This window comes from Pseudohongiella sp. (assembly GCF_011050365.1).
Classification (GTDB): Bacteria; Pseudomonadota; Gammaproteobacteria; order Pseudomonadales; family Pseudohongiellaceae; genus Pseudohongiella.
Window position 1 is genome coordinate 114,318 of sequence record NZ_DRFV01000001.1, and the last position, 12,636, is coordinate 126,953.

The 12,636-nt window shown below is 57.7% G+C and carries 10 protein-coding genes; 8 read left to right on the forward strand and 2 right to left on the reverse strand.

Annotated elements, in window-relative coordinates:
• Window positions 1–68 precede the first annotated feature (68 nt).
• Together ENH71_RS00485 and ENH71_RS00490 are read left to right on the forward strand one after the other, a co-directional pair.
• A complete protein-coding gene (locus ENH71_RS00485; RefSeq protein ID WP_294132944.1) occupies window positions 69–1,166 on the forward strand; it encodes an NADH:flavin oxidoreductase in 1,098 nt (365 codons plus the stop codon).
• Window positions 1,167–1,207: 41 nt separating this feature from the next.
• On the forward strand, window positions 1,208–2,818 hold the full coding sequence (locus tag ENH71_RS00490; protein ID WP_294132941.1) for a BCCT family transporter: 1,611 nt from the start codon (window positions 1,208–1,210) through the stop codon (window positions 2,816–2,818).
• Between the two features lie 6 nt (window positions 2,819–2,824).
• Here ENH71_RS00490 and rlmKL read toward each other — a convergent pair whose 3' ends face one another.
• On the reverse strand, window positions 2,825–5,008 hold the full coding sequence (gene rlmKL / locus ENH71_RS00495; protein WP_294132938.1) for a bifunctional 23S rRNA (guanine(2069)-N(7))-methyltransferase RlmK/23S rRNA (guanine(2445)-N(2))-methyltransferase RlmL: 2,184 nt from the start codon (window positions 5,006–5,008) through the stop codon (window positions 2,825–2,827).
• Between the two features lie 273 nt (window positions 5,009–5,281).
• Here rlmKL and ENH71_RS00500 point away from each other — a divergent pair, with 273 nt between their 5' ends.
• The 6 genes from ENH71_RS00500 to ENH71_RS00525 all read left to right on the forward strand — a co-directional run bounded on the left by ENH71_RS00500 (window position 5,282) and on the right by ENH71_RS00525 (window position 10,822).
• On the forward strand, window positions 5,282–6,409 hold the full coding sequence (locus ENH71_RS00500; RefSeq protein WP_294132935.1) for an extracellular solute-binding protein: 1,128 nt from the start codon (window positions 5,282–5,284) through the stop codon (window positions 6,407–6,409).
• Window positions 6,410–6,448: 39 nt separating this feature from the next.
• Window positions 6,449–7,561 carry an ABC transporter ATP-binding protein gene (locus tag ENH71_RS00505; protein WP_294132933.1) on the forward strand — a complete coding sequence of 371 codons (1,113 nt, stop codon included), beginning with the start codon at window positions 6,449–6,451 and terminating at the stop codon, window positions 7,559–7,561.
• Entirely contained in the window at window positions 7,540–8,511 is a 972-nt protein-coding gene (locus tag ENH71_RS00510) for an ABC transporter permease subunit (RefSeq protein WP_294132931.1), read from the forward strand. Before ENH71_RS00505 ends, ENH71_RS00510 begins: the two co-directional genes overlap by 22 nt.
• Window positions 8,508–9,344: an ABC transporter permease subunit gene (locus tag ENH71_RS00515; protein ID WP_294132929.1), complete on the forward strand. Its 837-nt coding sequence runs from the start codon at window positions 8,508–8,510 to the stop codon at window positions 9,342–9,344. Before ENH71_RS00510 ends, ENH71_RS00515 begins: the two co-directional genes overlap by 4 nt.
• An 87-nt stretch (window positions 9,345–9,431) precedes the next feature.
• On the forward strand, window positions 9,432–10,250 hold the full coding sequence (locus ENH71_RS00520) for a 23S rRNA (adenine(2030)-N(6))-methyltransferase RlmJ (protein WP_294132927.1): 819 nt from the start codon (window positions 9,432–9,434) through the stop codon (window positions 10,248–10,250).
• A 26-nt stretch (window positions 10,251–10,276) separates the two neighbouring features.
• Window positions 10,277–10,822, forward strand: coding sequence for a hypothetical protein (locus tag ENH71_RS00525; RefSeq protein ID WP_294132926.1), 546 nt, complete (start codon window positions 10,277–10,279; stop codon window positions 10,820–10,822).
• Between the two features lie 4 nt (window positions 10,823–10,826).
• Here ENH71_RS00525 and ENH71_RS00530 read toward each other — a convergent pair whose 3' ends face one another.
• On the reverse strand, window positions 10,827–12,437 hold the full coding sequence (locus ENH71_RS00530) for a carbon-nitrogen hydrolase family protein (protein ID WP_294132923.1): 1,611 nt from the start codon (window positions 12,435–12,437) through the stop codon (window positions 10,827–10,829).
• Between the last annotated feature and the right edge of the window lie 199 nt (window positions 12,438–12,636).

Below are 12,636 nucleotides of genomic sequence, written 5' to 3' on the forward strand. Positions count from 1 at the left end.
CCTGAGCGGAGCAGCCTTTTTTTATGGCTGAATTTCCATTTTTACTATCTGAGTACGGGTAACAAGACATGTCGATAGATGCTTTATTGCGACCTTTTACAACACCAAAACTGAGCCTGAAGAATCGACTGCTGATGGCGCCGATGACGCGCCAGTTTTCGCCGAACGGCGTGCCAGGGGCCAATGTTGTTGATTACTACCGCCGTCGCGCTGAAGGTGACGTTGGCCTGATCATCACCGAAGGCACAACGGTGGGCCATAAAGCTGCGTCATTCGATGCCTCTATCCCGAACTTCCATACCGATGAGGCGCTGGCTGGATGGGCCGAAGTGGTCAAAGCTGTCCACGCCGCCGGTGGCAAGATTGCGCCGCAGTTGTGGCATGTCGGTTGTGCCCGCAAACCAGGATCCGGGCCGTTCCCGGATTATCCCAGTGCCACGCCATCAGGCTTTGCCCTGCCTGGCAAAAAAGTGGGCGAGCCGCTGAGCACAGCGGAAATCGACGATATCGTGAAAGCCTTTGGTGATGCTGGTCGTAATGCCAAAACCCTCGGCTTCGATGCGCTGGAGATTCACGGCGCGCATGGCTACATGATTGATGACTTCCTGTGGGAAGGTCTGAACACGCGTGATGACAAATACGGCGGCTCGCGTGCCAAGCGTAGTCAGTTTGCCGTAGAAATTGTGCAGGCAATTCGTGCCGAAGTGGGTGAGGACTTCCCCATCATTTTCCGCTTTTCACAGTGGAAACAGCAGGATTATGATGCACGCCTGGCGACCACGCCTGAGGAGCTGATGGAAGTTCTGGCGCCTATTTCTGATGCCGGCGTTGATATATTCCATTGCAGTCAGCGTCGATTCTGGGAGCCGGAGTTTGAGGGCTCAACCCTGAATCTGGCGGGCTGGACTCGCAAGCTGCTGAACAAGCCGACGATTACTGTGGGCAGTGTCAGTTTGAACGAGGAATTCATTACTACCTTTATGGGTGGGGAAGCGGGTAGCGCCGATATCGGTGAGCTGCTGCAACGCATGGAAGCGGACGAGTTTGACCTGGTTGCTGTGGGTCGGGCATTGATCGCTAATCCGGACTGGCTCAAGCAGGTGCAACAGGGTGATGTTTCGTCCCTGAAAACTTACGATAAATCCTTGTTGGCTGCGCTCGCTTAAGAGCGCAACTGGTAGCAGAAAAACAAAAACGGAGAACGATGATGTTTGATCGATTAGCCGGATTTTTGGGTCTGAATGCCATTCCCCAGATATTCTTCAGTGCAGCAGGCATAGCGATACTGTTTGTCTGCCTTGCTATCCCTTTCAACAGTGAGTTCGCGGCGTTTTTTGGCGCCGTGGGCACATTTACATTTCAGTACTTTGGCTGGTTCTATGTGCTCAGCGTCAGTGGTCTGCTTATCTTTCTGGTCTGGCTGGCGCTGAGTCGTTACGGTCATGTCAGGCTCGGCCCCGATGATGAGGGGCCGGAGTATCCCACCGTCACCTGGTTTGCCATGCTGTTTGCAGCGGGTATCGGTACCATCCTGATGTTCTGGGGCGTGGCCGAGCCCCTGTCGCATTTTGCCAATCCGCCTATTGAGGGGGTAGAGGCCGGTACTGTTGATGCGGCAAAAAATGCGATGAATATCGCGCTGTATCATTTTGGTTTGCACACCTGGACCATCTTCACCCTGCCGGCGTTGGCGATCGCCTACTTTACCTATCGTCAGGGTCTGCCGATGCGAATCAGCAGTATCTTTTATCCGGTTGTGGGCGACAAAATATTTGGCCCGCTGGGGTGGGCTATTGATGTGATCGCCTTGCTGGGCACCCTGTTTGGTGTGGCGGTCTCGGTCGGGCTGGGGACACTGCAATTGAACAGTGGGCTCAATGCCGTGCTGGGTGTGCCCATCAGTCAGCTGTCACAGCTGCTCATTGTGGTGGTGATCACGGCGGTGGCCACTGTGTCTGTGGCGCTGGGGCTGGACCGCGGCATCAAGCGCCTGTCGGAATTCAATATCGTGCTGGCACTGATCGTGATGCTGTTTGTCTGGCTGGCCGGCCCGACGCTGTTTATCACCTCCGGCATTGTGCAGAATTTTGGTAACTACATGCAGAACCTGCCGTGGATGTCATTCTGGACCGAAGCCTATCAGGGTACCAGCTGGCAGCAGAGCTGGACGGTGTTTTACTGGGCATGGACGATTTCCTGGGCGCCGTATGTGGGCATTTTTATAGCACGCATCTCCAAAGGTCGTACCATTCGCCAGTTTGTCGGTGGTGCTCTGGGCGCACCCTTGCTGTTCACCGTGGTGTGGTTCTCGGTGTTCGGGTTGGCGGCCATGGATCTGGAGCTGAATCAGGGTGTGGATCTGACCACGCAGGTGCAGGCAGATGTGTCGGTGGCATTGTTCGACTTCCTCAGCTACTTCCCGGCGTCGACGCTGATATCGGTACTGAGTCTGGTGGTTATTGTGGTGTTCCTGACCACGTCGGCTGACTCGGCGGCACTGGTGGTGGATGTGCTGTCGCGCAGTGACAAGCAGCCGAGTCTGACCTGGCAGCGTATTTTCTGGACCCTGTTGCTGGGCCTGATCGCAGCAACGCTGTTGCTGGGTGGGGGCCTGCCGGCGCTGCAGAACGTCATCACCACGCTCGGCTTCCCGTTCTGTGTGCTACTGGTGTTCATGGCCTATTCGTTGTTGCGCTCGCTGCACGCCGATTACCTGGGTTACACGCTGGCTGAGTCGGCAGCAGGCAAAGTGCCGCATATGGATCCGATGGGGTCCAGGCCGTCAGACAGTAAAGGCGCTTCACACCCCAAAGAATAGGTTTCATCAATAGCCTGCTAGAGCGCGCAACAACCAGACCTGATGAATGCGGGTGTTGCGTGCGAAATCCCTGTCGATGCTGGCGGCAGAAAAAGCTTCGATGGTAAATCGCTCCGCCAGCGTCTCATCCAGTTTGAATTTGCGCATATTGGTGGAGAATATCAACGTTCCCTGCGGACGCAGGCGTTGCATGCACAACTCAATCAACTCACCGTGGTCGCGCTGAATGTCCAGCACGTTGTCCGTGCTCTTGGAATTGGAGAACGTGGGTGGATCCAGGAAGATCAGATCAAAGTCCTGTTTGCATTTTTGCAGGTAGCGCAGGCAATCCATTTCCACCAGCTCATGGGCGCGCAGGTTCAACTGGTTCAGTTCCAGATTGCGCCTGGCCCAGCTCAGGTAAGTGTTGGACAGGTCGACACTGACCGTGCGGCGGGCGCCGCCCAGTGCGGCCTGTACGCTGACCGAGCCGGTGTAGCAAAACAGGTTCAATACATCCTTGCCCTCAGCATGTTGATGCACGTAACGACGCATCGGGCGATGATCCAGAAATAGTCCGGTGTCCAGGTAACGTTCCAGATTGACGATCAGTCTGGCGTCGCCTTCCTGCACCACAATGTCCTGACCCTGTTCGCGAGTCGGCTGGTATTGCTGTTTGCCGCGCTGGCGTTCGCGCACCTTGATGCTGACGAATTTTGCCGGCAGCTGCATTACAACCTGCACCGCCAGCACGCTCTGGCGACGTCGTTGTTCGGCATCAATCTCGGTGACCGATGCGGGGGCTTTATATTCCTGCATGTGAATGTGACGCTGGCCATCGACGTCGGTATAGACGTCGATGGCAAAGGCGTACTCGGGCATGTCGGCATCATACAGCCGGTAGCAATCATGGCCCTGCTGCCGCGCCCAGCGGCCGATATTCTTCAGGTTCTTGCGCAGGCGGTTGGCGAGCATCTGTCCGCCGTTGTCGAGCGCGTCTTCGGTGACCAGCTGGCTATCGTCCACAGCGGTTTTGCGGGTCTGGTAAACCGATGAGTCATCCACCCGGAACAGCAATAATTTTGCCGGCAGCGCACCATTAAACAGAGCGTATTGTTTATGGCTGTGAATGCCGATCAGTTTGCCCCATTCCGGACGTGCGGTGAACACCGCAACGTCTGCGCCCATGGCCTCGCGGCGAATGACATCGCCCAGCTCCTGGTACAGGGCCATGACTTCGGCATCGTCTCCCAGGCGTTCGGCGTACGGCGGGTTGGTGATCAGCAGCGTCGGCGGTTGGCCGAGCTTGACCTCATGCAAGGATGCCGAGGTGAATTCGATATGATCCCAGATTCCGGCGCGTTCGGCGTTACGCCGGGCCATGCCCAGTGCGCGCAGATCCTGATCGCTGCCCAGTGCCTGTCCGGTCCAGTGCGCTGCGCGCTGTTTGCGAAGCTCGGCTTCCTCGCGCACCGTTGCGGCTGCGGCCTGGTCATGGTGCGGCCAGGCGGATAACTGGCTTTCGCGTAACAGTCCGGGGGCGATGTCCAGCGCCATCAGCACCGCTTCAATCAACAGTGTGCCGGCGCCACACATGGGGTCAAAGATGCTGGCATTGTCCTGTTGCATCAGGGTTGGCCAGTTGGCGCGCATCAACAGGGCGGCGGCCAGGGTTTCCTTCATTGGCGCTTCGCCCTGTTCCTGGCGATAACCGCGCCGGTGCAGACTGCCGTCCACCAGGTCAATGCCGAGGATGACGCGGCCTTTCTTGATCACGGCATGGATGCGCAGGTCCGGGTCCTGTTTTGATACATCAGGCCGGTTCTGGCCGCTGTTGCGGAACTGGTCAACAACGGCATCCTTGATGCGCTGGGCGATGAACTGGGTGTGGTTCAGGTTGTGCGTGGTACCGGCGGCGCTGATGGCGAAGCTGTCGGTGTTGCTCATGTGCTGCGTCCAGTCGATACTGTCGGCAGCGGCGTACAGCGCATCCGCATCGGGCACCACCTGTTGGTGCAGGATCAGGATGATACGGTTGGCAATCCGGGAAAACATCACGGCCCGATAGGCTTCCAGCAGGCAACCGCTGAAATTGACGCCGGCAACGGTTTCGCGAATGTCAGTGGCACCGCATTGCCGCAGCTCCTCTGCCAACAGAGGTTCGAGGCTTTTGGCGCAGCTGGCGAAGAAAGAAAACGTACTGTCTGACATGGGCTGAAGGTCTGTCCGGAAGTTTGGGGCGCCATGATAATACGAATTGCGTTGGAATGCCCGCCGGGGCTGCTGACTATGCGTCGAAACTGCCTGCGAACCCTTATGGTGCAAGGCTTTTCCGGTGATTTCAAAAGCGTAGAAAATACTTTTCTTTTTGCCAGATTACTCTATTATGCGCGTTTTATGGCGGGCACTATTGCAGGTCGAATAGTGGCCCCCGGAACGGCTGGTTTCCCCTCTTTATCGCAGTCTCCGCGGAGGAGTTCCCTGATGAAAAAAGTTGCTTGTGGTCTTGCTCGTGTCATAGCCTGGTTCACTGTCCGAGCCACTGGTCTGGTTTTCGCCGGCAGCGCCCTTAATGCGGCCGCTCAGGGCAGTGTCAATGTTTACAACTGGTCGGACTATATTGCCGACGACACCATCAGCAATTTCCAGAGCCGGACTGGTATCAGCGTTTCCTACGATGTCTACGATTCCAACGAAGTGCTGGAAACCCGTATGCTGGCAGGACGCAGCGGTTACGATCTGGTCGTGCCCACGGCGCGTCCGTTTGCTGACCGCCACGTCCGCGCCGGCTTGTATCAGCCGTTGGACAAAAGCCTGCTGGACAACTACGGTAATCTGGACCCGGTGATTCTGCAGTCGCTGGCCGATATCGATCCGGGCAATCAGTATCTGCTGCCTTACATGTGGGGTACCACCGGCATCGGCTACAACGTCGACAAAGTGAAAGAGATCCTGGGCGATGATATGCCGCTGGATACCTGGCGCCTGGTGTTTGATCCGGAAATTGTGTCGCGTCTGTCGGCGTGCGGCGTGTCGCTGATGGATGACGCCACCGAAGTGTTTGTTGCGGCCCGTGCCTACCGTGGCCTGCCCACCGATGACTACAGCAGTGCCGCCGCCCAGGAAGCTGCTGACGTGGTGGCAGCAGCGCGGCCGTACATTCGTTACTTCCACAGCTCGTCCTATATCAGTGACCTCGCCAATGGCGATCTGTGTGTGGCCCATGGTTATTCGGGTGACGTGCTGCAGGCGCGCGACCGCGCCAATGAGGCTGACAACGGCGTCAACATCGCTTATGCCGCGCCTGCGGAAGGTGCTGTGGTGTGGACCGACGTGTTTGCCATTCCGGTTGATGCCCCCAATGTTGCCAACGCCCACGCCTTCCTGAACTATATTATGGAACCCGAGGTTATTGCCGGGGTGAGCAACTATGTGGCGTATGCCAATGCCAACAGTGCCTCGGTGTCGCTGGTGGATGACGTCGTGCGCAACGACCCGGGCATCTATCCACCGGCGGCGACGCAGGAGCGCTTCATCGTGCTGCAAACGCCGAGTGATTCACAGATTCGCAGCATGAACCGGTTGTGGACCCGGGTGAAAACCGGACGCTGAGGTAAGACCAACTTTGCAGGCCAGATTGGAGGCGGGTGGATGAATAACGTTGTTGCCAATGCTGAGCAGGAACCGCTGGTCAGAATCCGGAACCTGAGCAAGGTTTTTGGCAGCACGTATGCCGTGGACAATATCAGTCTGGATATTGAGGAGAAAGGGTTTTTCTCCCTGCTGGGTTCGTCCGGCTGCGGCAAGACCACGCTGCTCAGAATGCTGGCCGGTTTCGAAACGCCGACCGAAGGCCGCATTTTTATCGACGGCAAGGACGTCACTGATCTGCCGCCCTACGAACGTCAGGTCAATATGATGTTCCAGAGTTATGCGCTGTTTCCGCATATGACGGTGGCAGACAACATTGCCTATGGCCTGAAGCAGGAGCGCATGGCCAGGCCCGGGCGCGATGAGCGCGTGCGCGAAATGCTGTCGCTGGTGCAGATTGAAAAACTGGGTCACCGTAAGCCGCATCAGCTGTCCGGCGGCCAGCGTCAACGTGTGGCATTGGCGCGGGCGCTGGCCAAGCTTCCCAAAATCCTGTTGCTGGATGAACCGCTGGGTGCACTGGACCGCAAGTTGCGCGAACAGACCCAGTTTGAACTGGTCAATTTGCAGGAGCGTCTGGGCATCACCTTTATTGTGGTGACGCATGATCAGGAAGAGGCCATGACCATGTCGTCGCGAATTGCGCTGATGCGTGAAGGGCGTATCGAGCAGGTGGACTCTCCGCAACGCATGTACGAGTTTCCGCAGAGCCGCTACGCGGCTAACTTCATTGGCAATGTGAACCTGTTTGATGGTGTTGTTACCAGCCAGAGCGGTGACCAGGTGCTGGTGGACAGCGAGGAGGCCGGCGGTCAACTGTGCGTTCGCCACAGTCAGCCGATGACGGTGGGCATGCCGATAACCGTTGCCGTGCGCCCGGAAAAAATCCGCATGGTACAGGCCGGCGATGATCTGCCCAATCAGATGCAGGGTGTGATACGCGAGATTGCCTACCTGGGTGACGAGTCGATTTACCATGTTGAGCTGGCCTCGGGCAAACGCGTGAAATATACCCAGCCCAATGTGCAGGCGTTGGCCGAGTTGCCGTTGACCTGGGGCCAAACCATTGCCCTGGGCTGGCACGCCGACCGATGCGGGTTACTCGCGCAGTGACCGGGTATGGCGGCGGTGCCGGTGCCCTGGCAGGCTTGCGCGCGCGCTGGCGCCGGCTGACCGTGGGTCGCTGGCTGGTGACCGGGATTCCCTGGCTGTGGCTGGTGATATTTTTCTGCCTGCCGTTTCTGTTTATTCTCAAAATCAGTCTGTCCGAGCCTGCGTTGGCGCAGCCGCCTTATCTGAACTGGATTCGCGAAACCGCCGACGGACTGGTCAGCATCGTGGTCAATTTTGGCAATTATGGCCTGCTCTGGGATGACAGCCTGTATGTCAGTGCCTTGTTTGGCTCGCTCCAGGTTGCCGCAATTTCAACGCTGCTGTGTCTGCTAATTGGTTACCCGATGGCGTATGCCATTGCGCGAGCACCCACACATCTGCGCATGCCGCTGTTGATGCTGGTGATCCTGCCGTTCTGGACCTCGTTTCTGATTCGTATCTATGCCTGGATGGGCATCCTTAACACCAACGGCATTCTCAATAATTTTCTGCTCTGGCTGGGTGTGATTGAGCAACCGCTGGAAATCATGCATACATCGCTGGCGGTCTATATCGGTGTCACTTACGCCTACCTGCCATTCATGATTCTGCCGCTTTATGCCACCTTGTCGCGACTGGATCCGGTATTGCTGGAAGCGGCCGCAGATCTGGGAGCGCGCCCGGCCAAACAGTTTCTGACCATCACCTGGCCGCAGTCAGTACCGGGTGTCATTGCCGGCGCCATGCTGGTATTCATTCCGGTCATGGGTGAGTTTGTGATTCCGGATCTGCTGGGTGGGCCCGACTCGCTGATGCTGGGCAAGCTGATGTGGACCGAGTTTTTTAATAACCGGGACTGGCCGGTGGCCTCGGCGCTGGCCGCCGTGCTGCTGGTGGTGCTGATCATTCCGTTCCTGCTGCTACGGCATTACGAATCGCGCGCGGAAGCGAACGGGGAGGAGGCCGCATGAGCGCAATCAAACAACACAGGCGCGCCGGTTTCCCCTGGCTGTGGACAGCGCTGGCGTTTGGTTACGTGTTCCTGTACGCGCCGATTCTCAGCCTGATTGTGTACTCGTTTAATGAAAGCCGCCTGGTGACGGTGTGGGCCGGTTTCAGCACGCGCTGGTACGGTGAACTGATGCAGAATGAGCAGCTGTTGTCAGCCGCCTGGCTCAGTATCAAGGTGGCCGCCGTGGCAGCGACAATTGCGGTGGTGCTGGGGACGCTGGCGGCGATGACACTGGTGCGCTTCCGCCGGCAGTGGGGTGCCCGTTCCATGGGCATCATGGTGGCCGCGCCGCTGGTAATGCCGGAGATCATTCTGGGGCTGTCATTATTGTTGTTATTCATGTCGATGGCCGATCTGATTGGCTGGCCTGCGAGCCGGGGACAGGGCACCATCATCATGGCGCATGTCACCTTTTGCATGGCGTATGTCACCGTGGTGGTGCAAAGCCGGCTGGCATACATGGATGCGTCGCTGGAAGAAGCTGCCATGGATCTGGGTGCGCGTCCGCTGAAGGTGTTCTTCACTATCACCCTGCCGGTCATTGCGCCATCGCTGGTGGCGGGCTGGCTGCTCGCCTTTACGCTGTCGATGGACGATCTGGTGGTCGCCAGCTTTGTCTCCGGGCCCGGTGCCACCACCTTGCCCATGGTGGTCTATTCCAGTGTCAGGCTGGGCGTCAGCCCGCAGATTAACGCGCTGGCAACCATCATCATAGCCGTTGTCGTGGTGGCAGTATCGGTGGCCGGCTACCTGATGTATCGTCAGGACAAACAGCGCACCAATATGCAGTAAACTGTTGCTCCCTATTTCAGCGCTTTTGCGCGCAAGGTTCACTATGATAATCCCGACATACCCAGTGCGATTCACCGGACGGATCGCATGCTGAGTTATCGCCACGCCTATCACGCCGGCAATCATGCTGACGTACTGAAACATCTCACGCTGCTGGCGATACTGCAGCAGCTACGCAACAAGGACAAACCCTTTGTGGGCATCGACAGCCACAGTGGTAATGGTTTCTATAACCTGGGCAGTGAGCCCGCGCGCAAAACCGGCGAAGCCGCAATGGGATTCATGCGCTTGTGGCAGCAACGCAGCCGTTTGCAGGATGCCGATCTGCTGGGTGACTATCTGACGCTGGTGGCTGATGTGAATCCGGTGGACACCGGCGCTACCATTGGCAACTATCCCGGATCGCCGGCCATCATGCAGTCGCAACTGCGCGATGACGACCACCTGGTACTGATGGAGTTGCACAGTACTGAAATTGAGCATCTGCGCGACAACTTCAGGCGCGACCCGCGTATCAGCATTCATCACCGTGATGGTTTTGAGGGGGCCGTGGCACTGACGCCACCGACGCCGCGCCGTGGCCTGATGCTGATGGATCCGGCCTACGAGAACAAGGCCGACTATCAGCAGGCGATCAAAACGGTGCAGGCAGTGCATCGGCGTTGGCCGACAGGTATCATTGCGCTGTGGTACCCGATGTTGGGGCAGTCGCGCGATCTCAGTGGTCTGGTGAAACAGAAGCTGGGCAATGCGGCTGACAGCATCAGTATTGAGTTGACGGTGGCGCCGCAGTCGGATGCGTTCGGCATGCACGGCTCCGGCATGATAATTCTTAATCCGCCCTGGCAACTGAGCGAGCGGGTGAACGCAGCACTGAGCAAGGTTCAACCGCTGTTGCAGGTATAAGGCAGAGCGCTGTTATGGGGAAAACCATGAAAACATTCGAAGCTGGACGACTGGCGCTGATATTGGCATTGCCGCTGTCCATGGCAGCGATGCCGGCCCTGGCGCAAGAGGCTTCACCCGGACAGGAGGCTTCACCGACACAAGAGGCTTCACCAGGACAGGAGGCCTCACCGACACAAGAGGCCTCACCGGCACTGAGGTACAGCGGCATTGACCTGTCGCCCGGCACCGAGCACGCCGGGGAGTTGGCAGATTTTCATCCACAGATGAGCGATGGTACCCACGCCGATTGCTTTCAGTTACGACCACAGCCCGGCATGGAGTACACCGTCACCTTGCGCTCCGCTGATTTCGACAGCTTTCTGCTGGTCGGCGTGGGCAACTGTGACGAGGTGCTGATTCAGTTCGAGAATGACGACTTTGAAGACGAAGGGCTGGATTCACAACTGGTGTTCGCGGCGGAATACGACCTGTATTCGGTGTATGTAAACACCTACGATCCGGGCACCACGGGCAACTACTCCTTGTCGATAGAAGCCCGCCTGTTACCTATGGCGCCCGCTGCAGACTGATTGCTCAGCCCTGGTTCTCGGAACCGATATCGTCTGTTATCTGACGGGCCTGTTCGGTCGGGTCTGCCTCGGTTTTTTCCGGACCGATCCAGCGAACTTCATACAGGTCGTGACGCTGATCCTTGGCGTTGGTCACCGAGCCTTCGTGACGCACCTGCACCAGTTTGTCCAGGTCCAGATCGGCCACCAGGGCCATCTCGGTGTTGGGCGTACTCTCTGCCATGATGGCATCGTGCGGGAAGGCAAAGTCTGACGGCGAATACACCGCTGACTGCGCGTACTGTATGTCAACGTTGTGCACCTGTGGCAGGTTGCCGACGCTGCCACCGATGGCGACATAACACTCGTTTTCGATGGCCCGCGCCTGTGCACAGCGCTGCACCCGCAGGAAACCGTTTTTGGTGTCGGTCCAGAACGGCACAAACAGAATGTCCATGCCGCCCTTGGCAAGCATGCGCGACAGTTCCGGAAACTCCACGTCGTAACAGATCAGGATGCCGATGCGCCCCGCGTCGGTGTCGAATACCTGCAGGCTGTCGCCGCCATCGATAACCCAGTCGCGACGCTCGTGCGGCGTGATATGCAGTTTGGCCTGCGAGTCGACAGTGCCGTCGCGGCGACACAGATAGGCTTTGTTCAGCAGCTTGTCGCCCTCCATCACCGGAATACTGCCGGCAATGATATTGATGTTGTAAGTGATCGCAAACTCCGACAGTGCCTCAATGGAGCGGGTGGCAAAAGTGGAGAGGAAGCGGATCGCTTCGAACTGGTTGGTCTGGTCTCCCAGGCCCATCAACGGGGCATTGAAGAATTCGGGGAATAGTACAAAGTCAGCCTGGTAGTCGGCCATGGTGTCGACGAAATACTCCACCTGCGACAGCCAGGCATCAAAGGAGCTGGTCAGACGCATTTGCCACTGCAGGATACCGATACGCACCACGGCCTTGCGACGCTTACTCAGGTCGCTGGTTTCCGGTTCGTACAGGATGTTGTTCCATTCCAGCAGGGTGGCATAACCCTGGGATTTTTCGTCCTGCGGGTTGTAGTCCTTGAGCAGGCGCTTGACCTCAAAATCATTGGCGAGCTGGAAGCTGAGAATGGGGTCATGGGCGTCTTTACGATCCACCGCAGCGATGTACTGCATCGGCGTCATTTCGTCGGCGAACTTGTGATAGCTGGTGATACGACCGCCGGCCAGAATCGCGCGCAGGTTCAGGTCGCGGCACATGTCTTTGCGGGCATCGTACAGACGTCGGCCCAGGCGCAGATCGCGGTATTCGGGGTCAACGAACAGGTCCATGCCGTACATGGCATCACCGTCGGGGTTGTGCTTGATCTGTTCGCGCCGTCCAATCAGGTCTTCATAAGTGTGCTGACGGCTGAAGCGGTCGTAATCGCAGCAGATGGTCAGCGCTGCCGCTACCAGGTTGCCATAGTCTTCAATGGCGATTTGCCCTTCGGGAAAGTCCCTGATTAATCGGCGAATGGACGCTTCCGGCCAGGCACCGCCCAGATCCGGGTACACCGCTTCCATTAGCCGGGCCAGTTGCGGGTAGTCAGCTTCGGTCAGGTTGCGGAGCTTCAGGTGAACATCAGAGGGTGTATCGGCGGTCATAGAGTCAATCCGGTAAATGAGCGGCAGGTCGAGTGTGTAAAATAGCAAAAAGGGCGTGTTAAATCCATGACAGGCGCCCATATGGACTTGGCGCAGGTGTTGCGGTATCCTCGGAAGTCCTTCCCTCTGAGTGAGAGTCTCAGTAAACCAGCGGTTCGGTATGCCAGTAGAAGGGGGGCTGCGGAGCTGCAAAGCCGGT

Excerpts from the sequence above, each read along its gene's own strand:
- ENH71_RS00525 (WP_294132926.1), top strand. The coding sequence starts at position 10,277 with ATGAAAACATTCGAAGCTGGACGACTGGCGCTGATATTGGCATTGCCG.
- ENH71_RS00485 (WP_294132944.1), top strand. The coding sequence starts at position 69 with ATGTCGATAGATGCTTTATTGCGACCTTTTACAACACCAAAACTGAGC.
- ENH71_RS00490 (WP_294132941.1), top strand. The coding sequence starts at position 1,208 with ATGTTTGATCGATTAGCCGGATTTTTGGGTCTGAATGCCATTCCCCAG.
- ENH71_RS00530 (WP_294132923.1), bottom strand. The coding sequence starts at position 12,437 with ATGACCGCCGATACACCCTCTGATGTTCACCTGAAGCTCCGCAACCTG.
- ENH71_RS00500 (WP_294132935.1), top strand. The coding sequence starts at position 5,282 with ATGAAAAAAGTTGCTTGTGGTCTTGCTCGTGTCATAGCCTGGTTCACT.
- rlmKL (WP_294132938.1), bottom strand. The coding sequence starts at position 5,008 with ATGTCAGACAGTACGTTTTCTTTCTTCGCCAGCTGCGCCAAAAGCCTC.
- ENH71_RS00515 (WP_294132929.1), top strand. The coding sequence starts at position 8,508 with ATGAGCGCAATCAAACAACACAGGCGCGCCGGTTTCCCCTGGCTGTGG.
- ENH71_RS00510 (WP_294132931.1), top strand. The coding sequence starts at position 7,540 with ATGCGGGTTACTCGCGCAGTGACCGGGTATGGCGGCGGTGCCGGTGCC.
- ENH71_RS00505 (WP_294132933.1), top strand. The coding sequence starts at position 6,449 with ATGAATAACGTTGTTGCCAATGCTGAGCAGGAACCGCTGGTCAGAATC.
- ENH71_RS00520 (WP_294132927.1), top strand. The coding sequence starts at position 9,432 with ATGCTGAGTTATCGCCACGCCTATCACGCCGGCAATCATGCTGACGTA.